General features: G+C 73.8%; 15 protein-coding genes. 11 read left to right on the top strand and 4 right to left on the bottom strand.

Features of this window, described 5'->3' with window-relative positions; genetic code table 11:
- Window positions 1-18 precede the first annotated feature (18 nt).
- The 6 genes from infB to IF61_RS0130675 all read left to right on the top strand — a co-directional run bounded on the left by infB (window position 19) and on the right by IF61_RS0130675 (window position 10,522).
- Window positions 19-3,069, top strand: coding sequence for a translation initiation factor IF-2 (infB, locus tag IF61_RS34865; protein ID WP_078660642.1), 3,051 nt, complete (start codon window positions 19-21; stop codon window positions 3,067-3,069).
- Window positions 3,070-3,265: 196 nt separating this feature from the next.
- The gene (locus IF61_RS0130700) at window positions 3,266-3,562 is read left to right on the top strand and encodes a DUF503 domain-containing protein (protein ID WP_030369830.1); all 297 of its coding nucleotides are present in this window, start codon (window positions 3,266-3,268) and stop codon (window positions 3,560-3,562) included.
- 51 nt (window positions 3,563-3,613) lie between these two features.
- Entirely contained in the window at window positions 3,614-4,069 is a 456-nt protein-coding gene (gene rbfA, locus IF61_RS0130695; RefSeq protein WP_030369829.1) for a 30S ribosome-binding factor RbfA, read from the top strand.
- Complete coding sequence (gene truB, locus IF61_RS0130690) at window positions 4,066-4,968, top strand: tRNA pseudouridine(55) synthase TruB (RefSeq protein ID WP_030369828.1); 903 nt, start codon at window positions 4,066-4,068, stop codon at window positions 4,966-4,968. Before rbfA ends, truB begins: the two co-directional genes overlap by 4 nt.
- Before the next feature lie 364 nt (window positions 4,969-5,332).
- Window positions 5,333-9,505, top strand: coding sequence for a S1 family serine peptidase (locus tag IF61_RS36710; protein ID WP_211264960.1), 4,173 nt, complete (start codon window positions 5,333-5,335; stop codon window positions 9,503-9,505).
- Between the two features lie 51 nt (window positions 9,506-9,556).
- Window positions 9,557-10,522, top strand: coding sequence for a bifunctional riboflavin kinase/FAD synthetase (locus IF61_RS0130675; protein WP_030369826.1), 966 nt, complete (start codon window positions 9,557-9,559; stop codon window positions 10,520-10,522).
- An 86-nt stretch (window positions 10,523-10,608) separates the two neighbouring features.
- On the opposite strand, the gene IF61_RS0130670 is transcribed toward IF61_RS0130675, so the two are convergent.
- The gene (locus tag IF61_RS0130670) at window positions 10,609-13,836 is read right to left on the bottom strand and encodes an SCO5717 family growth-regulating ATPase (protein ID WP_030369825.1); all 3,228 of its coding nucleotides are present in this window, start codon (window positions 13,834-13,836) and stop codon (window positions 10,609-10,611) included.
- 739 nt (window positions 13,837-14,575) lie between these two features.
- On the opposite strand from IF61_RS0130670, the gene IF61_RS32935 reads away from it, so the two are divergent.
- On the top strand, window positions 14,576-16,162 hold the full coding sequence (locus IF61_RS32935) for an outer membrane protein assembly factor BamB family protein (protein ID WP_052393303.1): 1,587 nt from the start codon (window positions 14,576-14,578) through the stop codon (window positions 16,160-16,162).
- A 92-nt stretch (window positions 16,163-16,254) separates the two neighbouring features.
- Here the strand turns inward: IF61_RS32935 and IF61_RS0130660 are convergent, their stop codons facing one another.
- Both IF61_RS0130660 and eccE read right to left on the bottom strand, forming a co-directional pair.
- Window positions 16,255-17,019, bottom strand: a complete 765-nt coding sequence (locus IF61_RS0130660) for a hypothetical protein (protein WP_030369823.1) — start codon at window positions 17,017-17,019, stop codon at window positions 16,255-16,257.
- On the bottom strand, window positions 17,019-18,299 hold the full coding sequence (gene eccE, locus IF61_RS0130655) for a type VII secretion protein EccE (protein WP_078660641.1): 1,281 nt from the start codon (window positions 18,297-18,299) through the stop codon (window positions 17,019-17,021). Before eccE ends, IF61_RS0130660 begins: the two co-directional genes overlap by 1 nt.
- Before the next feature lie 181 nt (window positions 18,300-18,480).
- Here eccE and eccB point away from each other — a divergent pair, with 181 nt between their 5' ends.
- From eccB to IF61_RS0130635, 4 genes are all read left to right on the top strand, one after another.
- A complete protein-coding gene (gene eccB, locus IF61_RS0130650; protein WP_030369821.1) occupies window positions 18,481-20,100 on the top strand; it encodes a type VII secretion protein EccB in 1,620 nt (539 codons plus the stop codon).
- Between the two features lie 8 nt (window positions 20,101-20,108).
- On the top strand, window positions 20,109-21,689 hold the full coding sequence (gene mycP / locus IF61_RS34855; protein WP_078660640.1) for a type VII secretion-associated serine protease mycosin: 1,581 nt from the start codon (window positions 20,109-20,111) through the stop codon (window positions 21,687-21,689).
- 253 nt (window positions 21,690-21,942) lie between these two features.
- Window positions 21,943-22,335, top strand: a complete 393-nt coding sequence (locus tag IF61_RS0130640; protein WP_052393302.1) for a WXG100 family type VII secretion target — start codon at window positions 21,943-21,945, stop codon at window positions 22,333-22,335.
- A gap of 76 nt (window positions 22,336-22,411) precedes the next feature.
- Window positions 22,412-22,720, top strand: coding sequence for a WXG100 family type VII secretion target (locus tag IF61_RS0130635; RefSeq protein ID WP_030369818.1), 309 nt, complete (start codon window positions 22,412-22,414; stop codon window positions 22,718-22,720).
- Between the two features lie 125 nt (window positions 22,721-22,845).
- Here IF61_RS0130635 and IF61_RS0130630 read toward each other — a convergent pair whose 3' ends face one another.
- Window positions 22,846-23,076 carry a DUF397 domain-containing protein gene (locus tag IF61_RS0130630; RefSeq protein WP_030369817.1) on the bottom strand — a complete coding sequence of 77 codons (231 nt, stop codon included), beginning with the start codon at window positions 23,074-23,076 and terminating at the stop codon, window positions 22,846-22,848.
- Window positions 23,077-23,143: the final 67 nt, after the last annotated feature.

Below are 23,143 nucleotides of genomic sequence, written 5' to 3'. Positions count from 1 at the left end.
GGACCTAGAAGGAGCGAAGTGGCTAAGGTCCGGGTATACGAACTCGCCAAGGAGTTCGGAGTGGAGAGCAAGGTCGTCATGGCCAAGCTCCAAGAACTTGGTGAATTCGTCCGTTCGGCGTCCTCGACGATCGAGGCGCCGGTTGTCCGCAAGTTGACTGACGCACTGCAGGGACCCGGCGGCGCCGGTAAGCCCGGTGCGAAGCCCGCGGCGCCGCGCAAGTCCGCGGCCCCCAAGCCGGGTGCCCCCACTCCGGGTGCGCCCCGTCCCGCCGCCCCCAAGCCGGCGGCGGAGGCAGCTGCCCCCAAGCCGTCCCAGGCCGCGCCGACCCCCGGCCCGCGCCCGGGTCCGAAGCCTGCCCCGGCGGCTCCGGCCAAGCCGGCCCCGGTCACCCCGGTGCCCGCTGCGGAGTTCTCCGCCCCGGCGCCGGCCCAGCAGGCTCCGTCCGCGCCGCGCCCCGGCGCGGCGCCCGGTCCGCGTCCCGGCGGCGCCCGCCCCGGCCCCGCCGGTCAGCGTGACGGCGGCCGTCCCGAGCGCGGTCCGCGTCCCGGTGGTGCGGGCGAGCGTGCCCCGCGTCCCGGTGGCGCCCGTCCGGCCGGTCCCCGTCCGGGCAACAACCCCTTCACCTCCGGCGGCTCCACGGGCATGGCCCGTCCGCAGGCCCCCCGTCCCGGTGGCGCTCCGCGTCCCGGTGGTCAGGGTGCCCCGGGCGCTCCGCGTCCGCAGGGCGGTCCCGGTGGTGCTCCCCGTCCGCAGGGTCCGGGCGGCGCTCGTCCGACCCCGGGCGGCATGCCCCGTCCGCAGGGTGCCCCCGGTGGCGCCCCGCGTCCCGGTGGTGCCCCCTCCGGTAACCGCCCGAACCCGGGCATGATGCCGCAGCGTCCGGCTGCCGGCCCGCGTCCGGGCCCCGGTGGCGGCGGTCGCGGTCCCGGCGGCGGTGCCGGTCGTCCCGGTGGCGGCGGCGGTGCCCGTCCGGGCTTCGCCGGTCGTCCGGCCGGTCCCGGTGGCGGCGGTCGTCCCGGTGGCGGCGGCGGCTTCGCCGGTCGTCCCGGTGGCGGTGGCCCCGGTGGCGGTGGCGGCGGCTTCGGTGGCGGTCGTCCCGGCTTCGGTGGCCGTCCCGGCGGTCCGGGTGCCCGTGGCGGCACGCAGGGCGCCTTCGGCCGTCCCGGCGGTCCGGCGCGTCGTGGCCGCAAGTCCAAGCGTCAGCGGCGCCAGGAGTACGAGGCCATGCAGGCCCCGTCCGTGGGCGGCGTGATGCTGCCTCGCGGCGGCGGCGAGACCATTCGCCTGTCGCGTGGTGCCTCCCTCACCGACTTCGCGGAGAAGATCGGCGCCAACCCGGCGTCGCTCGTCGCCGTGATGATGAACCTCGGCGAGATGGTCACGGCCACGCAGTCCGTCTCGGACGAGACGCTGCAGCTCCTCGGCGGCGAGATGAACTACACGGTTCAGATCGTCAGCCCCGAGGAGGAGGACCGCGAGCTGCTCGAGTCCTTCGACATCGAGTTCGGTGAGAACGAGGGCGGCGAGGAGATGCTCGTCGCGCGTCCGCCGGTCGTGACCGTCATGGGTCACGTCGACCACGGTAAGACGCGACTCCTCGACGCGATCCGCAAGACCAACGTGGTCGCGGGCGAGGCCGGTGGCATCACCCAGCACATCGGTGCCTACCAGGTCTCCACCGACGTCAACGACGAAGAGCGCAAGATCACCTTCATCGACACCCCGGGTCACGAGGCGTTCACCGCCATGCGTGCCCGTGGTGCCAAGTCGACCGACATCGCGATCCTCGTGGTGGCGGCCAACGACGGTGTCATGCCGCAGACGATCGAGGCCCTGAACCACGCCAAGGCGGCCGACGTGCCGATCGTGGTCGCGGTCAACAAGATCGACGTCGAGGGCGCCGACCCGACGAAGGTGCGCGGTCAGCTCACCGAGTTCGGTCTGGTGGCCGAGGAGTACGGCGGCGACACGATGTTCGTCGACATCTCCGCCAAGCAGGGTCTGAACATCGACAAGCTGCTCGAGGCTGTCGTCCTCACCGCCGACGCCGCGCTCGACCTGCGCGCCAACGCGGAGCAGGACGCGCAGGGCATCGCGATCGAGGCCCACCTCGACCGTGGCCGCGGCGCCGTGGCCACCGTGCTCGTCCAGCGCGGTACCCTCCGCGTCGGTGACACGATGGTCGCCGGTGACGCCTACGGCCGTGTTCGCGCCATGCTCGACGACAAGGGCCAGAACGTCGAGGAAGCGGGTCCGTCGACCCCCGTCCTCGTCCTGGGTCTCACCAACGTCCCGGGCGCCGGCGACAACTTCCTCGTCGTCGACGAGGACCGCACGGCTCGCCAGATCGCCGAGAAGCGCGCTGCGCGTGAGCGCAACGCCGCCTTCGCCAAGCGCACCCGCCGGGTGTCCCTCGAGGACCTCGACAAGGTGCTCAAGGCCGGTCTGGTCCAGGACCTCAACATCATCATCAAGGGCGACGCGTCCGGTTCGGTGGAGGCTCTCGAGTCCTCGCTGCTCCAGCTCGACGTCGGCGAAGAGGTTGAGATCCGGATCCTGCACCGTGGTGTGGGTGCGGTCACCGAGTCCGACATCAACCTGGCGACCGGCTCCGACGCCATCGTCATCGGCTTCAACGTCCGCGCCGAGGGCCGTGCCACGCAGATGGCCGAGCGCGAGGGCGTCGACGTCCGGTACTACTCGGTCATCTACCAGGCGATCGAGGAGATCGAGGCGGCCCTCAAGGGCATGCTGAAGCCGGAGTACGAAGAGGTCGAGCTGGGTACGGCGGAGATCCGCGAGATCTTCCGCTCGTCCAAGCTGGGCAACATCGCGGGTGTCCTCATCCGTTCCGGCGAGGTCAAGCGCAACACCAAGGCGCGCCTCATCCGCGACGGCAAGGTCATCGCGGAAGAGCTCAACATCGTCGGTCTGCGTCGCTTCAAGGACGACGTCACCGAGATCCGCGAAGGCTTCGAGGGCGGTATCAACCTCGGCAACTTCAACGACATCAAGATCGACGACGTCATCGCGACGTACGAGATGCGCGAGAAGCCGCGCGGCTGATCGTGTAGCTGCCCGCGCGTAGCGCGGTCCACCAGGGATGGTGGTCGGGCGACGGGCGGGCTCGATCCGGGGCCGGTCGGCGGAGATATTCCGTCGATCGGCCCCGGCCGTTGCGTGTACGGTTCGAAGAGCTCGTACACCGACACGTACCGGCAGGTACACCTCACGCCTCCCGGGTGGGCCTCACCCGTCACGCATGTATGCAGGGACTCTGTCCTTCGACCTCCTCCTCGGCGACGTACGGTCGCTGAAGGAGAAGCGCTCCGTCGTCCGCCCGATCGTCGCCGAGCTGCACCGCAAGTACGCGGTGAGCGTGGCGGAGGTCGGCGACCAGGACCTCTACCGCCGGGCGACAATCGGCGTGGCGGCGGTCTCCGGGGACGCGGGGCACCTCACCGACCTACTGGACCGCTGCGAGCGCTGGGTCGCCGCACGTCCCGAAGTGGAGCTGCTCTCGGTCAGGCGGCGGTTCCACGGCGACCACGACGACTGAGCGCGTCACCGGCGCCACAAGCACAATGGACAAGAAGAAGGAGACGGACCAGTGGCCGACAACGCGCGTGCGAAAAGGCTGGCGGACCTCATCCGCGAGGTGATCGCCCAGAAGCTGCAGCGCGGAATCAAGGACCCGCGGCTCGGCTCGCATGTGACCATCACGGACACCCGGGTCACCGGCGACCTGCGGGAGGCTACGGTCTTCTACACGGTCTACGGTGACGACGAGGACCGCGCCAGCGCGGCCGCCGGGCTGGAGAGCGCCAAGGGCATCCTGCGCTCGGAGGTCGGCCGTGCGGCCGGCATCAAGTTCACGCCGACCCTGACGTTCGTGGCGGACGCCCTCCCGGAGAACGCCCGCACCATCGAGGACCTCCTCGACCGGGCCCGCGCCTCCGACGCCCAGGTGCGCGAGGCGTCCTCGGGCGCTGCGTACGCGGGCGAGGCCGACCCGTACCGCAAGCCGGGCGAGGGCGAGGACGACAAGGACGCTGCCGGCGAATGAAGCACAAGGAGACCCCGCCGGACGGCCTCGTCATCGTCGACAAGCCGGCCGGCTTCACCTCGCACGACGTCGTCGCGAAGATGCGCGGCATCGCGCGGACCCGGCGCGTGGGCCACGCGGGGACGCTCGACCCGATGGCGACGGGCGTCCTCGTCCTCGGCATCGAGCGGGCGACCAAGCTTCTCGGTCACCTCGCGCTGACCGAGAAGGAGTACGTCGCGACGATCCGCCTGGGGCAGAACACCGTGACGGACGACGCCGAGGGCGAGATCACGTCCTCGGCCGACGCCTCCGCGGTCACCCGTGAGGCGATCGACGCCGGCGTCGCCAAGCTCACCGGCGCCATCATGCAGGTGCCGTCGAAGGTCAGCGCGATCAAGATCGACGGCAAGCGGTCGTACAAGCGGGCACGCGAGGGCGAGGACTTCGAGATCCCCGCCCGCCCGGTGACCGTCTCGTCCTTCGCGGTGCACGCCGTGCACCCGGCCGAGGCCGCGGACGGCACCCCCGTGCAGGACCTGCTGGTCTCCGTCGTGTGTTCCTCCGGTACGTACGTACGGGCCCTCGCTCGCGACCTGGGGGCCGACACGGGCGTGGGAGGCCACCTGACGGCCCTGCGGCGCACGCGCGTCGGCCCGTACGGGCTGGGCGACGCCCGCACGCTGGACCAGCTCCAGGAGGAGCTGACGATCATGCCCGTCGCCGAGGCGGCCGCGGCCGCCTTCCAGCGCTGGGACGTCACGGAGGAGCAGGCGCGCCTGCTCGCCAACGGCGTGCGGATACGGGTCCCGCTCTTCGAGACGACGGGGCCGATCGCGGCCTTCGGTCCGGACGGGCGCTTCCTGGTCCTGCTGGAGAATCAGGGCGGCCGGGCGAAGAGCCTGGCGGTCTTCGGCTAGCCCCGGGGGCTTACCAGCCTGGCTTACCAGCCCCCAGAGGCCTTCGGCCCCGGCCCCGGGCTGTGCATGAGGCGCAGCCCGGGGCCTCGGCATGCACCGGGGCGTTCGCGTACCCAGCTGGGGGCGTACCCGTACCCGAAGGCCCCACTACCGTGGGGCGGGAGACTGCCGTCCGGCCGCTCCCGCCCCACGATCCCCCTCCTCACAGCTGTCTATCCACACCGCGCCCACAATTCACCCCAATGGGCAGGCGCTCGGAGTGAACGGTGGGAGTGGAAGGGGGCGCGTTCCCGCTGTGATCTGGTCCTGCCGATCATCCCCTGCCTACCGTCGGGGACAAGTGCACGGCGGGGAGGTTCGGCGGATGAGCGGTCGGCGGACTGATGCGGACGAGTTCCTGGTACGCATCAGAGACCTCGCCGGGAGGCCGCGCGGTACGGGCTTCATCGCCGACGACCGCGGCACGATGATCACCAGCCATGAGGCCGTCGACGGCCTCGCGCGCCTCGTGCTGCTGGCCCCGGGCGACCGTACGTGCCTGGTGGGCGCCGACGCGGTGACGTCCCTCCCGGGCTGCGACCTGGCACTGGTGCGCACGGAGGGGCTCGGAGTGGCCCCGTTGCCCGTCGCGGCCGCGGAGCGCATCGAGGACGGGGCGGGCGTCCGGCTGCGGGCGGGCCACTGGCAGCGCGCCCAGGTCATCGGAGAGGCGCTCGTCACCTACACGGCCACGGACCGCTTCCACCTGCTCGACGCCGCGGTCGAACTCTCCCTGGGCGAGCGCGACGGCCTCAGGCTCGGCGAGGAGGCCACCGGAGGGCCGGTCCTGGACGCCCGCATGGGCACAGTCGTCGCGGTCCTCGGTACCGCGCTCCATGCGGAACGCCGGTCCGGGGGTTTCGCGATCCCGCTCCGTGCGGCGGCCGCCGCCACCCCCGACGGCCCCCTGGCCGTCCTGCTGGAGCGGAACGCGGCCACCGTCCCCGCCTTCGGCCCCGACCTCAACCTCGCGGGAGCCCTCCAGCTCACGGCGACCTCGCTCGGCCCGATCATCACGGCGCGCGACTGGCGCGACCCCGTGGAGCGCCCGGAGATCGCCCGCGAGTTCACCCGCTTCCTGGAGCCGGACGAAGAGGACGAGGAGACCGCGGGCACGGAAGGCGCCGACGCCGACGCGCCCGCGGACACCGGCGAGCGGATGCCCGAGGACGCCGAGCGGCCGCCCGCCCCCGAACCGCCGCCCGACGAACCCGGGCCCGCCCCGGCCGGCACGGGGGCCCCGGGCGTCGTCGTGGTGACCGTCCCGCCGAGCGCATGGCGGGGCACCCCGGGCGGCGGCCCCGGCGGGCGCTGGATCGGGGACCTGCCCGGCGCGCGGAACCCCGCCGACCCGCCGGACACTCCTGCGCCCCATGCCCCGGACGAACCGGCGCCCGAGGACAGCCCCGCACCGGCCGTCCTCGGGCTCGTCGGGGGCCCCGGGACCGGTCGCACGACCGAGCTCCTCTCCCTCGCCGCGCGGCGCGCGCGGGGCCCCGAACCGGCCCCCACCCTCTGGCTGCGCGGCGCGGACCTGGAGGAGGGCGACAGCAGCCTGCGGGACGCGGTCGCGCGCGCCCTAGCGGCAGCCGCGCGGATCGTCACGGCCTCCGCAGGCGCCGCCGGCACGGTGGGGGATCCCGCCGAGGCCACTCCCGAGGCCGTGGCCGCCCTGGGGCACCGCGTGGGGCGGCCCCTCCTCGTCGTCCTGGACGGCCCCGAGGAGGTCCCCCCCGTCCTCGCGCACGCCCTGCCGGCCTGGACCGCGGCGACCGCCGACTGGCTGGAGGAGACGTCCGCGCGCCTCGTCGTCGCCTGCCGCCCCGAGCACTGGGAGACCGCCGGCGACCTCTTCCCGCGCACGGCACTCCACGTGTCGGCGGCCTCCGCCACCCCGCGCAGCCTCCCGCCGTGCGTGAGCCTGACCGACCTCGGCCCCCTGCAGGCCGAGCGGGCCCGCGCCCTCTACGGCATCCCGCCCGACGCCATCCACCACACGGACGCCGCCCACCCGCTCGCCCTCCGGCTGCTCTCCGAGGTGCGGGCGGCGCTCCCGGACGGCACCGCGCCCGGCGGCCGGCTTTGTGAGGACGGGGCGCGGCCCCCCGACCGCTGGGACGTCTTCTCCGCCTACCTGGACCTCGTCTGCCTGCGCATCGCCGTCCGGCTGGCCGCCGGGCGCCGCCCCGCGCTGCGCGGCACGGCGGTGCGCCGGCTCGCCGCGCGCGTGGCCGGCCAGGTGCATGAGGCGGCCCGCCGGTGCCTCGGCCCCGGGCAGGGCGAGCTGGAGCGCGAGGCCTTCGAAGAGCTCTTCCCGTGGCGCAACGGCTGGGCCTCCGCCGTCCTCACGGAGGGCCTGCTCGTCCCGGCCGGCACCGGCTACCGCTTCGCGCACGAGGAGTTCGCCGACTGGCTGCAGGGCGCCCACCTCGACCTCGACGCCGCCCTGCACACCCTCGTCCACCGCTGGTACGAGCCCGAGGAGGGCGCCGGCGAGCACGACGCCCTGCCGCCACGGCCGGGCGGCGGGCCCGCGCCGGAGGGCCACGTGCCGCCGCCCCCCGGATCCAGCCGCGCCCCGCGCTCCACGGCCGCACGCCGCCGCAGCCGCCGCGCGGCCCGGCAGAAGGCCCGCAAGCCGCTGCCCGTGCCCCGCCACCGCATCGGCCCCGTCCTGCAGGCCCTCCTGCTCCTGGCGCGGCGCTCCGGCCCCGACGCGCTCGCCCGCCGCCTGGGCGCCCTGGTGGACGCGGTGGCCGCGCTCCCGTCGTCCGAGCAGTCCGCCGACCCGGACGACGGGGGCCGCCCCGCGCTGCCCGACCCCGCCTGGTGGGCGGCCCACCTCCTCGGCGAGACCCTCCTGCGCGTCCCCGACGCCACCCCGTACCTGGGCGCCCTCCGGCGCCTCGCCGAGCGCCTCACGGGGCGCTCCCTGGCCCTCGGCGGCTTCGACAGCGGAGCCACCGGGTCCCTGGGCGGCCTCGCCGAATTCGGGCCCTGGTTCTGGCTCCGGCTGCCCCTCGGGCTCGCCGAGCGGCTCGACCTGCTGCGGCTGCTGCTGCCCGCCGACGCGCCGCCCCCCGGCCAGACCCCGTACCAGCCCCATGCCCTGGAGAGCTCCGCGCCGAGCCACGTGCAGGCCCAGCAGCCGCCCCAGCCGCCCCACACGGACCGCTTCCTGCCCGCGGTCATGACCGTCCTCGCCGAGGAGCCGTGCGCCGCGCAGGCCCTGCTGTGCCGCTGGTTCTCCGACGAACGCCCCCTGCAGGCCGCCCCGTACGGCGATCACCTCCGGCTCACGGTCTCCACCGCCGCCCAGGTCCTGCTCCACACCCACCGGCACCGCGCCGTCGACGACCTCGCCGAAGCGCTCGTGGACGCCGCCCACCCCCGCGCCGACGAGCTCCTCGCCGCCCTCGCCGAGGACGAGCCGTCCGCCATCTGCCGCGCCGTGGACCGGTGGGCCCACGACGACCGCATCGAGCGGCACGTGGCGGCGGCCGCGTACGCCCTCAAGGCCGCCCCGCACGTGATCACCGCGGCCGACCGCGAGCTGCTGCGCTACGCCGCGCTCGCCCTGCTGGCCCGCCCCGCGGAAGGCACCCTGCACGGCACGGCGCTCGCCCTGCTCGTCCGCGACCGGGAGACCCGCGCCAAGCACCTCCAGCGCGCCCTCGACCTCTTCGCGGCGTGCGATCCGCACCTCCCGGCCGGGGCCCTCGCCCCCGCCCTGACCACCCACCCCGAACCCGTCCTCGCCGCCTACCGCGCCCGGCTCTACGTACGCGGCGACGGGCCCGGAGACGTGCTCCGCACCCTCGCCGAGGTCACCACCCCGGCCCTCGCCCGGAGGGCGGCGGCCCTCGTCCAGGAGTACGTCGAGCACCATCCGGAAGGCGCGGAGCTCGCCGCCGCGTTCGTGGACCGCCGGCTCGAGGAGGGCCCCGCGGCCCGCTCCGTCCTCTTCCCGCTCGTCGTCCACCTGCTCAGCAGCCGCCCGCCCCAGGTGCGCCGCGCCCTGGCCCCCGTCCTGGCCTTCCCCGGCACACCGCTGTCGAGGCCCCTGCGGCAGGAACTGCTGGAGGTCCTTCTGGAGCGCGAGCAGTACGGGCCCTTCGAGCGCGACGTCACCGTGCTGGACGCCCTCCTGCGCGCGGCGGCCGCGGGCGCCGCCGAGCGCACCGAGGCCCGTACCCGCGACCTCGTCCACCGCACCGGTCTGCTGATGGCCCGCAGCCCCGAGGGGGCGGCGTGCTTCGACCGCCGCATGGTGCAGCTGGCCCGGGAGATCCCCGTCTTCGGGGAGCAAGTGCTGCGCTGGCTGCGCTCCGCGCCCGCGCAGTGGGCCGTCGTGGTGGGCCCGCGGGCCCGCATCAAGCTCACTGCCTGGGCCGGGGACGAGGGCGCCGCGGAGCACACGGGCCGTGCGGACTCCCCTGACCTGACAGTCACAGGACCGGCCGATGCGGGGCGCCGAGAACCGGCATGGCACTCTTAGTCCTGCGTAATCAACAGACAAAAGTTCGGGTTCGGGCGAGGAGCGGGCACAGTGCAGCGCTGGCGTGGCTTGGAGGACATCCCCCAGGACTGGGGGCGCAGCGTCGTCACCATCGGCTCGTACGACGGGGTGCACCGCGGGCACCAGCTGATCATCGGGCGGGCCGTGGAGCGGGCGCGTGAGCTCGGCGTGCCCTCGGTCGTGGTGACGTTCGACCCGCACCCGAGCGAGGTCGTCCGGCCGGGCAGCCACCCGCCGCTGCTGGCGCCGCACCACCGCCGTGCGGAGCTCATGGCGGGGCTGGGCGTCGACGCGGTGCTGATCCTGCCGTTCACGGCGGAGTTCTCGAAGCTCTCGCCCGCCGAGTTCGTGGTGAAGGTGCTCGTCGACAAGCTGCACGCCAAGCTTGTCGTGGAAGGGCCCAACTTCCGCTTCGGCCACCGGGCTGCGGGCACCGTCGACTTCCTCGCGGAGCTCGGCGCCACGTACGACTACGACGTGGAGGTCATCGACCTCCACGTGAGCGGCGAGGCGGGCGGGGGAGAGCCGTTCTCCTCCACCCTGACCCGCCGTCTGGTCGCCGAGGGCGACGTCGCGGGCGCGATGGAGATCCTCGGCCGCCCGCACCGCGTCGAGGGCGTCGTGGTGCGCGGCGCGCAGCGGGGCCGGGAACTCGGCTACCCGACGGCCAACGTCGAGACGCTGCCCCACACCGCGATCCCCGCCGACGGCGTCTACGCCGGCTGGCTGACCGTGGGCGGCGAGTCGATGCCGGCGGCGATCTCCGTCGGCACGAACGTGCAGTTCGACGCGACGGAACGCACCGTAGAGGCGTACGCCATCGACCGGACCGACCTCGACCTCTACGGGCTCCATGCGGCCGTGGACTTCCTGGCCTACCTGCGCGGCATGGAGAAGTTCGAGTCGATCGAAGCCCTGCTGCTGTGCATGGCGGGCGACGTGAAGCGGGCGCGGGACCTGGTGGCGGTGCACGAGAAGGAGAAGGACGCCGTCTGACGGCCGGCGCCCTGAGGGACATGTGAGGAGGGCCCCATGCGGCGATCGCCGCATGGGGCCCTCCTCGTGCTCCGCTCCGTGCGGTGCTACTGCTGCGGGTAGCCGTACCCGGCCGGCGCGCCGGGCTGCCCCTGCTGCGGGTACGGGCCCGGCTGCTGGGGCGGCTGCGCGCCTCCGTAGGGGCCCTGCGGGCCGTAGGGGTGGTACGGACCGGGAGCCGGCTGGCCGGGCTGCTGGGCCTGCTCCGGGGCGTACGGGGCGGCGGGCATCTGCCCCATGGGGGCGGCATGCGGCTGCTGCGGCTGCTGTGGTGCGGGCTCCCCGCCCCACACGCCGCGCTGCTGCTGGGCCCGGGTGAAGTCCTCCGCGACCATGGCCGAGAGGTTGAAGTACGCCTCACGCGTCTTCGGCCGCATCATCTCCAGGTCGACCTCGGCGCCGGTCGCCAGGTGCTCGTCGAACGGGACGACGACCACGCCGCGGCACCGCTGCTCGAAGTGCGACACGATGTCCTCGACCTTGATCATCTTGCCGGTTTCGCGGACCCCGGAGATGACCGTGACGCTGCGCGAGACGAGATCGGCGTAGCCGTGCGCATGGAGCCAGTCGAGCGTGGTGCTGGCGCTGCTCGCGCCGTCGACGGACGGCGTGGAGACGATGATCAGCTGGTCGGCGAGGTCGAGGACGCCGCGCATGGCGCTGTAGAGGAGACCGGTGCCCGAGTCGGTGAGGATGACCGGGTACTGCCGGCCCAGCAGGTCTATCGCCCGCCGGTAGTCCTCGTCGTTGAAGGTCGTGGAGACCGCCGGGTCCACGTCGTTGGCGATGATCTCCAGGCCGGAGGGCGCCTGCGAGGTGTACCGGCGGATGTCCATGTAGCTGTGCAGGCTGGGGATCGCCGAGACGAGGTCACGGATCGTCGCGCCCGTCTCGCGCCGCACGCGGCGGCCCAGCGTGCCCGCGTCGGGGTTGGCGTCGATCGCGAGGATCTTGTCCTGGCGCTCGCTGGCGAGCGTCGCGCCGAGCGCGGTGGTCGTGGTCGTCTTGCCGACGCCGCCCTTGAGGCTGATCACGGCGATCCGGTAGCAGGAGAGGACGGGCGTACGGATCAGCTCCAGCTTGCGCTGCCGCTCCGCCTCCTCCTTCTTCCCGCCGAACTTGAAGCGGGGCGTGGCGATCTGCTTCTTCGGCTTCGGCTTGCTGCGCAGCAGCCGCTCCGAGGACAGCTCCATGGAAGCGGTGAACCCGAGCGGGGCCCCGTGCACGGAACGCTGCCGCTGCTCCGGCGTCACCGTGGGCCAGCCCCCGGCGCGCGGGTCGTTGGGCAGCCCGCCCTGTGCTCCGTCCGGGGCGGGCGGGAGGCCGCTGCCGTCGGCGTACGGGTACGGGTAGGGGGCGGGCGCTGCAGCCGCCTCATGCCCGCCCGTGGGGCCTGGCTGCGCCTGCGCGGCCGGGGGCAGTGCGGGAGAGCCGCTGAAGCCGTTCTGGACGTGAGGGAGTTGCTGCGCTTCGGCGTGGGGCGCCGGCGCCGCGGGGGGCTGCTGGGCGTCGGGGCGCGGGGAGCCGTCGAGGGACGGCGGTACGGGGGCACCGTTCACGTCGGCGCGAGGGGCACCGTCGAGCGCAGGGGGCACTGGGGCATAAGGCGCGGGGGCATGGGGCGCGGCGGCGTCCGGGCGCGGGTACCCGTAACCACCCTGCAGTGCTGGGGCGTTCGGTGCCTGCAGCGCGGGGGCCTCATGCGGGTTGGTGAGGCCCTGCGGTGCCGGGGCGGCCGCGTTCTGCGCGGGAGGCAGGACGGAGGGCTGCTGCGGCTGCACATGGGGCGCCGGAGGGAAGGCATAGGGCGCGGGGGCAGGCGCCTCGTGCACCTCAGGGCGCGGGTACCCGTAGCCGTCCTGCGGGGCCGGGGCGGCCGCATACGGTGCCGGCGCTGCGGGGAGCTGCTGGGCGTCGGGGCGCGGGGAGCCGTCGAGGGGCGGCGGTACGGGGGCGCCGTGCGCGTCGGGGCGCGGGTACCCGTATCCGTCCTGCGGCGCCGGGGCGTTCGGCGCGGGCGGGACCGGTGCGGTCCGGGCGTCCGGCTGCGGGAGGGGCGGCGCCGGCGGGTAGGAAGCCGGCGCTCCTCCGTGCGGAGGCACGGGGGCGCCACCGGCCCCGTGCGCGGCCGCCTGGGGCTCCGCAGGGGCCTGCTGCGCACCGCCGGCCGCAGGCACGCCGGAACCGCCCTGGTGGGCCTGGGGCGCACCGTACGGGGCCGGGGCGGGCGGGAAGCTCTGCGGGGCCGCGTGAGGCGGCGCAGGGGCGTCGGACGGCGGCTGCGCGTCCGGTCCAGGCGCCGGGGCCGGTGCCGCCGGGGCGAAGTCCGGGGGGAGAGGGGGCAGTGCGGCCTGGGGGACCGACGGCGGGGCCCACGGGGCTCCCTGCGCGTCCTGTCCCGTCTCCGCCGACTGCCCGGCCCCATCGGCAACCCTGTCCCGCGGAGCGGTGGCGGAGAACCGCATGGTGCCCTCGGGGCGTGAGGCGGCGACCTCGGTCTCGGAGGCGGCAGGGTCCGCGCTCTCGGAAGCCGAGGCTGCCCCCGAGCCGCCCTCGGCGGCCGGGGAACCCGCAGCAGTCACGGACGAAGCTGCTCCCGATCCCTGTTCGGCTTCTGCCTTCCGGTCCTCGCTGACAGCGCTGCCCGCGGAGGAAGTGCTGCCGTCCGCCGACGGGTTCGCGCCGGACCCGGCGTGGGGCGGTGCGTCGTGGCCCCCGTCGGCCTCATGCGCCTGCCCCGTGCCCGCCTCGGCGTCGGCCCCGTGCGGGCCGGCCGAGTCGGCGTTGTCACCCGGGGCGGAGACGTCACCCGCGGCAGGCGCCGCGCCGGTGAGGCCCCCGGCTGCCGGGTTCTGTGCGTCGGACACCACTGCGGCGGTCTGCGCCGCCGCGGCCTCTGCCTGCGCCGCCGCCGCGGAGAACCGCATCGTGGCAGGGCTGTTGACTCCATCTTCCGCGGAAGGAACGGCGGAAGTGGAGGAGGCCCCGGCAGCGGGCTCCGTGCGGTTGTTCCGGTCCTCGGGTGCCGAAGGCGGCATCGGCAGCGGTTCACCCGAAGGCGGGGGCGGCAGGACCGGCTGCACGTCACCCCCGGCGCCGCCTTGCCCCGCCGCCGGCGTCACGGCGGAGGAGGCGTTCTGCGTGTACCAGGCAGGGGGCGTGTAGTCGATGGTGAACTCGCCCGTGCTGTCGGTTTCCTGCTCGTGACCGGCGTCGGACCGGTCCTCGCCGGCTGCGGACCCGCCTGCGCGGATCTCGTCCCGATCGCTGCTCACATTGCCTCCTGGTGTGGTCTAGCGCCCATGAAATGCCTGTCGGGCCCGACCGTTCCCGTCGTCCGACCGCCCGGGGGTCCCCCGTTTGCGACGGGGGATGCCGTGGAGGTCCCCCGTCCGTACACGCACCCAGCCTAATCGCCATACGCACCGCCGGGGCAGGCCCGCCCCCGCCCCACCGGCCGCCCCGTGCGTCACCTGCGGCCCCGTGCCGGAGCAACCGGACCGGTGGGGCGCGGGAGTCCAGTGATACAAAGATTTCCCGCTCGAGTGTCACAACAGCGCGGGATCCGCGCCCGATTCGCTCCTTTCCGGCTGAATGGTCAATGCATTCCGTCCGGATCGCGGGGGGAGGCCGAAACGCGCGACGGGCCCCGCACACAAGAGGTATGCGCTGATGGTCCAGCCGCCCCAGTCCCCACCGATGCCGCCGAACGAGCCTCCCAAGGGCGGATCCGGCGCACCACAGGACCCGGCCCCGAAGACTCCGCAGCAGCCGCCTCAGGCCCCGCCGACGGATGCGCCCCATGCCGCGCCTCAGGCCCCGCCCCACGCCGCGCCCCAGGCACCGGCCCCGGATGCGCCCCATGCCCAGCCTCAGGCCCCCGCCCAGACTGCGCCTCAGGTTCCGCCCGGTGCCCGGCCTCAGGCCCCGCCCCATGCCCCTGCCCAGCAGCCCGTCCAGCCGCCACTGCCCCCGGCGGCTCCCCCCACGCCGCCTCCGCCCGGCACCCCGCCCGTGCAAGCCGCATGGGGCGGCCCCACGGCCCCCGGCGCCCCGCCGGCCCCCGCCCCCTTCCCGCCGCCGAACCCGAACCCGTACGCGCAGCAGCCGCAACCGGGCCCGTACGGCGCCTATCCGCCCCCCGGGCAGCCCTTCGGCGCCCCGCCGCACCCCATGCCCCCTGCCGGCGCCCCGGGCGGGAGGAGGACGGCTGTCGTCATCGGCGCGGCCGTCGCCGTCCTGCTCGCCGCCGGAGGCGGCGTATGGGCCCTGGCAGGCGGTGGTAGCGGCTCTGACCGGCCGGAGGCGCACCACAGTGCCTCGCCCACGCCGAAGCCGAAGGAGAGCACCGGCGGCGACAGCGGCGGCACGGCGGGCCCGCGCGACGGCGGGGACGACCCCAACGAAGGCCGCCGGGCCGGCGAGGCCAAGGTCCTCGTCGACCAGAACGGCCCTCAGGTCGAGCGCGCGGGCTCCGCGGTGCCCGGGGTGTGGGTGTTCGGCGACTACGTCGTCAAGACCGTCCAGGAGAAGGTCATCGCCTACTCCACCTCCGACGGCAAGGAGAAGTGGACCATCACGCTGCCCAAGAGGGTCTGCGCGGCGCCCGCGAACGTCACCGACGACGGCAAGGTCGTGGTGGCGTACGACATCGGCGAGAAGGACTCCTGCGGCAACTACGCCATGCTCGACCTCAAGGAGGGCAAGAAGGGCTGGGACAAGCCGATCCCCAAGTCGGGCGGGTTCGCCGAGAGCTTCATCGGCCTCGACATGGCCCTCAGCGGCAACGCCGTCGGTGCCGCGTGGTTCGGCGGCTCCGGCATGGTCCAGGTGAGCGACGGGGAGCCCATTCCCACCCCCGGGCTGGAGGCCGGCTGTTCCGTCGACGGCTTCGCGGGCGGCAAGGCGATGCTGCGTTCGTGGCACTGCGTCAGCGACCACACGTCGCACATCGAGAAGCTCGACACCTCCACGGGCAAGCCGGAGTGGACGTACGACGGCCGCAAGGGGCTCAGTACCCAGAAGATCTACTCCACCGAGCCGGCCGTCGTCTCCCTCGAGTCGGAGGACGAGAAGTCCGGCGGCGTCATCGCCCTCAAGGACGGCAAGGAGCGCTCGGTCATCGACCTCGGCAAGGAGTCGTACACGCCGACCTGCGGCGGGTCGATCACGGGGCACGACCTGGGCGGCTGCCAGGGCGTCGCCGCGACCGACAGCACCCTCTACCTGCCGACCGGAGGCGAGAACAGCTACTCGGACGGCAACGAGATCCACGCCTTCGACCTCGACACCGGCAAGCGCAAGTGGGCGTCGAAGAAGACCAAGCCCGAACTCATGCCGATCCGGGCCGAGGGGGACAAGGTCTTCGCGTACCAGAGGCCCTCGTACGACAAGGCCGGCGCCGTGGTGAGCGTCGGCCCCGACGGCGAGCCGAAGCCCGTGCTGCAGGCCCCGCAGGCCACCCTGCAGGCCGAGAGCCGGTTCTTCCGCGCCAAGTACTTGTACGAGGGCGACCGCCTTGTCATCGCCGCCACGCGTCTGTCGGACAGCGGCCCGGAGGGCGGCGACGACAAGCTGCTTCTCGTCCTCGGCAAGGGCTGACACGGCCGGCCGGTCCGGCGGACCGGCGGCACGGTCAAAGGGGCGCGCACCGACCGGTGCGCGCCCCTTTGACGCAGTCGTAAGGCGGTCCGTCAGTCCATGCGGCGCGGGGCGCCCAGCAGCCTCGTCTCGGCCTCCGTCGCCCGCACGTCGACGTACGTCCACGCCCCCCGGGCGCACCACAGCGTCACCGTCTCCGGAAGCGTGGGCAGCGCCTCGATGTCGGCCTGAGGCAGCCCCAGGAGCCGGCCGAGCAGCTCCGCCTCCTGCGGCGAGACCCGCTGGATGCCGACGACACCGACACCGCCCAGCAGGCGTGGGGCGTCCGGCCCCACGTAGGGGAGCAGCGTCAAGACCGACTGCCAGGGCGCGGTCACGACCCGGCCCCGGGGCGGCCGTACGCCGCAGTCGCGCACGACCAGCACCGGGCTGTGCACCGACGGGCCCTGCGGCGGCACCCGGCCGACGTCGTGCAGGGTCACGCACGGCTGCCCGCCGTTGGCGGCCTGGGCGAGCGCGGTCCACAGCCCGCGGCGGCCGGTCTCCACGGCGATCCGAGCCCCGGTACCGGCCGTCCGCAGGGCGATCACCTGGGCCGTCCAGGCGCCGCCGATCAGGACGGCGTCGAACGGCACGGGGCGGGCCACCCCGAGGACCGCGGGCGCCTCATGCGGGTCGGTGCCGATGACCACACCGTCGTCACCGACGGGCAGGGCCAGCGCCTCGAACTCCTCGGCGGCGAGCTCGTGCCGGCCGCGGCGTGGCCCGAGCAGCCCGCGCCCGGCCCGTAGCCACCCGGTACGGGCGGCGGCGGGCGAACCGGGGACCGCAGGGGAGGAGGGCGTAGTGGTGGCCATCAGCGCGTACCTCCCAGGGGCAGAGTGGCGAGCATGCCGGGCACCTGCTCGTGGTCGAGCCGCACGAGGCCGGTCCGTGCGGTGCGCGCCGCACGCTCCAGTTCCCGTCGCGTCGCGGCCAGTTCGTCGGAGCTGCGCCCTGTCACCCGGACGTGCGCGGTCACCGTCGGCGCATGACGCCCGTTGCGCAGGCCTCCGCGCCCCAGCGTCAGGCTCAGCGTCGTCGACAGGGCGGGCAGCGAGGTGAGCATCGCGGCGAGCTGCGGCAGCGGCACGGCTCCCGGCCCGAGCTGCGGCCAGCGCGCCAGCCAGTACGTCGTGTGCCACCGGTCGTCGCACCGCAGTGCCCGGGAGCTCTCCAGCGTGCGCCGTGCGGGCGTGGCGGATCGCGCGGCCTGCGCGGAGGCCACAGGGTTGACGTTCGCCGCCGTGGACAGCGCGGCCGTCAGCTCCTCCTCGGACAGCAGCACCGCCCGGAACCCGGCCCCCTGCAGCCGGCTCGCCAGCTGGTCCGCCGCGCGCAGCACACAGCGGCGCGCGCCCTCCTCGCCCCCGCCGCGCGCCTCGACCGCCTCCGGGCACAGCTCGGGGTCGAGCTTGAGGGCGACCCATGTCGTCCGTACCGCGGGGGCTCCGGACAGGGCCTGGAGCGGCGCGTAGTTCCGCGCGGCCAGCGCCTCCGAAGGCAGGTGCGGGGCCGGCGCCGGCAGGGTGTTCTGCACCGCCTGCACGGATTCCAGCCGGATGCCGTCGACGTCCAAAGCGTCCCGCAACAAAGTCAGCGGCAGCGCCTTTTCCGTCCGCATGGGGCGCAGCGGCGCATCCACGGCGTCGACGCGCAGCACAGCCGTCACGAACGTGCCGTCCCCCACGAGGCCGACCGCCCGCTGCCCGCGGTCCGTGAACGTGCTCGTCCGCAGGGCCGGTTCGCACTCCACGACCGGAGCGATCGCCGGGTCCGTGCCCGCGTCGGCCGGTACCGCGCGCCGGATGCGGGTGCGCAGCGTCAGCGAGGCCAGCAGCGACTCGGCCACCGGCCGCTGACCCAGCGGCACCAGCGCGAGCAGCACCAGCACCACAGCCACCACGGCAGCCGGCGCGAGCAGCAGCGGGCCGGCCGCCCACCCGAGCAGCACGAGGCCCGCGGCGACCTCGATCAGCACCAGCTGCTGCAGGCGCACCGGGCCGGTGCCCCCGCCCCGTGCCGAGGCCCGCGGGGCGACTGCGATCGCCCCGGGCGCGCCATTGCCCCGCGCCCGCACCTGCGTTGCGGCACCCATGCCCGTCACAGCCCCCTCAGCCGTCTCCGGCCGCCTCCATGGGCCGGCCGGGAATCCGATCAGCGGCATGCCCTGACAGCCGCGCTGATCCCTACCGGCATAGTAGGGGCCGGTACGACAACCCGACCAAGCGCAGCGCCTGTCGACCGACGCCGACGACCAGAGGAGAGAGCGGCTACACATGGCATCACGGCGGGATGAGCTCAACGCCTACATCTTCGCGAGGAAGCGCACGATCGCGGCCTTCCTGCAGCCTTCGCCCAACGGGACGGAGGAGGGAGCGCCCCGCCCCCTGCGCGCGGTCCTGCCCGGCCTCGTCGCCGGGGCGGTGCTGGTCGCAGGCTTCGGCGCCTGGGGCATGTTCCGGCCGACCGCACCCAAAGGCTGGGACGACGAGGCCGCACACGTCATCGTCGGCAGCCAGTCCACCACCCGCTACGTCGTCCTGACGACGGACGACAAGAAGCAGCTGCACCCCGTCCTCAACTTCGCCTCCGCGAAGCTGCTCCTGGCCCCCGACAAGTCCAGTGTCATCAAGGTGAAGGAGGAGGAGCTCGACAACGGCCACATCCCGCGCGGCCCCACGCTCGGCATCCCGTACGCTCCCGACCGCATGCCCGGCGCCGACGAGGCGGGCAAGCAGAAGCAGTGGGCCGTCTGCGAGCAGCCCGGCGGCACGGGGCGGACCACCCAGAAGGCCGTCTTCCTCTTCGCCGGGCGCGACCCGAAGCTGAAGAAGCTCACCGGCGAACAGCGCCTGCGAGGCAACCAGGCCCTGTACGTGCAGGGGCCGGACGGGGCCCGCTATCTCGTGGACCCCCAGGGCACCAAGTACTTGCTCGGCGGTGACGACTGGCGGTCCGCCGACGCCTCCGACCACAACCTGCTGCTCCGCTCCGTCTTCAACGACGGGGCCCGCGCCCAGCCCGTCACCAAGGACTGGCTGGACACCCTGCACGACGGCGCGCCCATCGTCTTCCCGGAGACCGGCGGCGACATCGGCGCGAACGCGGGCATCGGCACCCTGCCGGGCAAGGCCGACCGCGTCGGCACCGTCCTCGAAGCACCCACCGGCAGCGGCACCCAGAACTACGTCGTGCTCCGCGGCAAGGTCCAGCGCGTCTCGCCGCTCGTGGCCAAGCTGCTCCTGAACAGCAGGAAGCTGGCGGAGCTCGGTCAGGCCGGCGTGCCCGAGCGGGTGAGCGCGGCCGCCTTCACCCCGGCGGAGGACGAGTTCTACGGGCAGTACCACTGGCCCGCCACGGTGCCCCGGCAGGCGAACTTCACCGGGGCCGGCGACGCCGCCAAGAACACCGTGTGCAGCATCTTCGGGGGCATGTCCGCGGGCGGCACCCCCGAACTCGCCACCTGGGCGGGCACCGAGTACCCGGCGACGATCCCGGACGGCGCCACCAGTGCGTACGTCACCCCGGGCTCCGGGCTCCTCTACCGGCAGGTCACGGGGCGCCAGACCAACAGCGGATCGGTCTTCCTCGTCACCGACACGGGGCTGCGCTACGCGGTCCAGTCCAACAGCGACAGCGGCGCGGGCAAGTCGAAGATCGGTGAGAAGGTCACCCCGTCGGTGGGCCCCGACGGCCCGGCCGAGACGCCGCATGAGGCGCCGCACGGGGCGGCGGACACCGCCGGATCCGCCGGCCCCGCCGAGACCGACCAGGCACGCACCAGGCTCGGCTACGGAAAGGTCGATCCCCTGCCGGTGCCGGCGAACTGGTCCCAGTTCCTGCCGACGGGGCCGCGGCTGGACACCAACAGCGCCAAGCAGCCGCAGGGATCGTGAGACAGCTGATGCCACGAACCACCACAGCACTCGCTCTCGCCCTGTCGGCGGCACTCACCGTGAGCGTGACGGCCGCATCCGCAGCCGTGGTGACGTCCCCTGCCGCGGGGAGGGGTGCCGTACCCCCGCATGAGGCCTCCCCCGTGCCGGTGAACCTGGACGGCAGTGGTGAGTGCACCTACCCCGCCAAGCCCATCAAAGGCACTCCCTGGTCCCTCCAGCGGATCCTGCTCGACCGCCTCTGGCAGGACACCAAGGGCCGGGACAGCGCCGGCCGGCCGGTCCGTGTGGCCGTCATCGACACGGGCGTCGACGTCAAGAACCCGCAGCTGAAGGGTGCTGTCGACGCCGAGAGCGGAGCCGACCTGCTCACCGGCATGCCGGAGGCGGCCAAGGACGGCACCACGGCCGGCGTCGCCAAGGACGGGACCGGAGTGAGGGCGGACGCGAAGGATGGGCCCCAGGCACCCGCGCCCGGGCCGTCCCCCAGCCCCGCCGCAGGGGCGAAGGACCACAAGAAGGACAAGAGCTCGCCGTCGCCCGGTGCGTCGCCGAGCCCGTCGGCGGGCGACAAGAACGCGTCCGGGAAGCCGGAGAAGTCCCCGGAGCCGAGTCCGTCCAAGAGCCCCGAGAAGAGCCCGGAGAAGCCGCCGGAGAAGGAGCCCGAGAAGCCGAAGCCCGATCCGACCCTCGACCTCGTGGGCCACGGCACCAAGGTCGCGGGCATCATCGCGGCCCGCCCGGCTCCCGGCAGCGGCTTCGCCGGCATCGCCCCGGAGTCGGTCATCATCCCGATCCGCCAGAACGACGAGAAGGGCACGGGCACGTCCCGCACTCTCGCCCAGGGCATCGGCCTGGCCGTCGCCGCCGGAGCGCGCGTCATCAACATCTCCCAGGACACGACGAAGGCCCTGCGCCCCGACTCCGACCTCGAACTCGCCGTCAAGGACGCCCTGGACAAAGACGTCGTCGTGGTCGCCTCGGCGGGCAACGACGGCCTCAGCGGTGAGGTCAAGGAGACCTACCCCGCCGCGTACAAGGGCGTCCTGGCGGTGGCCGCGTCCGACCGCAACAACGAGCGCGCTTCCTTCTCGCAGCCCGGCGAGTTCGTGGGCGTCGCCGCGCCCGGCGTCGAGATGGTCTCCACCGTTCCCCTGGGCGGCCAGTGCGTCGACAACGGCACCAGCTTCTCCGCCCCGTACGTGGCCGGCGTCGCCGCCCTCATCCGCGCCAAGCACCCCGACTGGAAGCAGCACCAGGTCGTGGCCCAGATCGAGCAGACCGCGGAGCGCGCCACCAACGGCCACGACCGTTACATCGGCTGGGGCGTCGTCGACCCGGTCCGCGCCCTCACCGAGGACGCCCACCCGCTCGACCGCGTCACGCCGGCCAAGCCCCAGGCGCGCAACGTACGGGCCCCCGACGTGGCCCCGCTCGCCGCGGGGGAGTCCCCGCAGCAGCGGAAGGAACGCCTCGCCACGTACGTCCTGGGAGGGGTGGCCGTGCTCGTCGCGACGATCGCGGGGGCGGCCGTCGTGGCCCGGGACTACCGGCGGCGCCGGGGGCTGCCCGGCCCGCGAGATCTATGACGATATGTCACGACTGCCAAACAGACCTGGTATGTACGTGGTTGGGGCACGCGCCGTGAGTGGCTAGAGTGACATGAGCGCCCTCGCGGGCGCACCAGGGGAGGGCTCGAAGCGGTGACCGGGCGGTGGGCGCGCCGACCACGGGACGGTGCACGGCACGCGATCCGGCGCCGGCGTCGCCCCGCCCCGCACTGCCGGTGTCCGGCGTCATTTACACAATCGGAAGACAGGCCCTTCGGGGGAAAGGCGGAACATGTCGGGTTCGGAGAAGGACAGTCACAAGGTCACTGACGAGGCGTTCAAGACCTTCACGGACGCCATCGACAAGACCAGCGGACATTTCTCGGCCAACGTGCGCCAGCTGGCGAACGTCATCGCCACGCTGGACGGCGGCTCGTGGAAGGGCGAGGCCCACCAGGCCTTCCGCAAGGCGCAGAAAGACCTGAACGACGAGCACGACCGCGTGCGCCGGATGATCGACCGCGTGCGGGAGGCCGTCGTCCTGACGCACCGCTCCTCCGGGGCGACCGACGCGGAGATCGCCGCCCAGATGAGGGGCGTCGACGTCAACGGCGGCGGTTCCTCGCACGGGGGCGCCGGCGGCGGCCACGGCACGCCGCCGCCCAGCAAGATCGACCTCCACTGAACCGGCCCGGGCGTCCGCGCCCGCCGGTCCCGATTCACTTTCGACCGACGAACGACACCACAAAGGGTGGGGACACATGGCAGACCAGGGTGGAGAGCTTGTAGTCCGCTACAGCTCCCTGACGACCGCGCACGACGACATCAAGAAGGCCTCTGGTGTGATCGAGCGGGAGCTCGAGGACATGCGCGCCGCCGTGGAAAAGGTCGCAGCAGGCTGGCACGGTGAGGCCCACCAGATGATGCTGCAGGTGGATGCCGAGTTCCGTAAGCGGAGCGCGCACATCCATGCGACGCTCAAGCAGGTCGCGGACCTCGTTCTTAAGGGTGGCGAGCACTTCCACGCGACCGACAAGAAGGCCTCGCAGCTCTTCGACATCAGCTACTGAGCCAGGCTACTGAGGCAGGCTTTGAGCGAGCTGCTGAACCAGCCGCTGACGGGCCGTATGGCCGCACGCAGGGGGTGGGCAGCCGGGGCACTGGCTGCCCACCCCCTGCGTGTTTGCCCGCCGGATTACTTGAGATCGAACTCGCCGTCACGCGCACCCAGCACGAAGGCCCGCCACTCGGCCGGGGTGTAGCGCAGGACGGTTTCGTGGTCGGTCGAGGACCGCATCGCCACTGCGCCATCGGAGAAGTAGGCGATCTCGACGCGCTCCTCGTCGTCTTTGGCCTCGGGCGCGCTCAGCCATTCGAGACCGGAGATGTCACGGGCGTAGAGCTCGTCCTTCTCGTGTTCGTCCATGGAGCAGGGGCCGCCTTTCGGTGCGCAATTCCGCCGGATATCCGTAGGCGCCACGCCAGTTGACGCC

The sequence above is a fragment of the Streptomyces roseoverticillatus genome, assembly GCF_000719265.1.
Classification (GTDB): domain Bacteria; phylum Actinomycetota; class Actinomycetes; order Streptomycetales; family Streptomycetaceae; genus Streptomyces; species Streptomyces roseoverticillatus.
The sequence above is the reverse complement of the archived record's forward strand: the minus strand, read 5'-3'. Positions and strand labels throughout refer to the sequence as shown.

Excerpts from the sequence above, each read along its gene's own strand:
- IF61_RS0130630 (WP_030369817.1), bottom strand. The coding sequence starts at position 23,076 with ATGGACGAACACGAGAAGGACGAGCTCTACGCCCGTGACATCTCCGGT.
- IF61_RS0130660 (WP_030369823.1), bottom strand. The coding sequence starts at position 17,019 with ATGGCCACCACTACGCCCTCCTCCCCTGCGGTCCCCGGTTCGCCCGCC.
- eccB (WP_030369821.1), top strand. The coding sequence starts at position 18,481 with ATGGCATCACGGCGGGATGAGCTCAACGCCTACATCTTCGCGAGGAAG.
- truB (WP_030369828.1), top strand. The coding sequence starts at position 4,066 with ATGAAGCACAAGGAGACCCCGCCGGACGGCCTCGTCATCGTCGACAAG.
- IF61_RS0130635 (WP_030369818.1), top strand. The coding sequence starts at position 22,412 with ATGGCAGACCAGGGTGGAGAGCTTGTAGTCCGCTACAGCTCCCTGACG.
- IF61_RS0130700 (WP_030369830.1), top strand. The coding sequence starts at position 3,266 with ATGTATGCAGGGACTCTGTCCTTCGACCTCCTCCTCGGCGACGTACGG.
- eccE (WP_078660641.1), bottom strand. The coding sequence starts at position 18,299 with ATGGGTGCCGCAACGCAGGTGCGGGCGCGGGGCAATGGCGCGCCCGGG.
- mycP (WP_078660640.1), top strand. The coding sequence starts at position 20,109 with ATGCCACGAACCACCACAGCACTCGCTCTCGCCCTGTCGGCGGCACTC.
- IF61_RS0130640 (WP_052393302.1), top strand. The coding sequence starts at position 21,943 with ATGTCGGGTTCGGAGAAGGACAGTCACAAGGTCACTGACGAGGCGTTC.
- IF61_RS36710 (WP_211264960.1), top strand. The coding sequence starts at position 5,333 with ATGAGCGGTCGGCGGACTGATGCGGACGAGTTCCTGGTACGCATCAGA.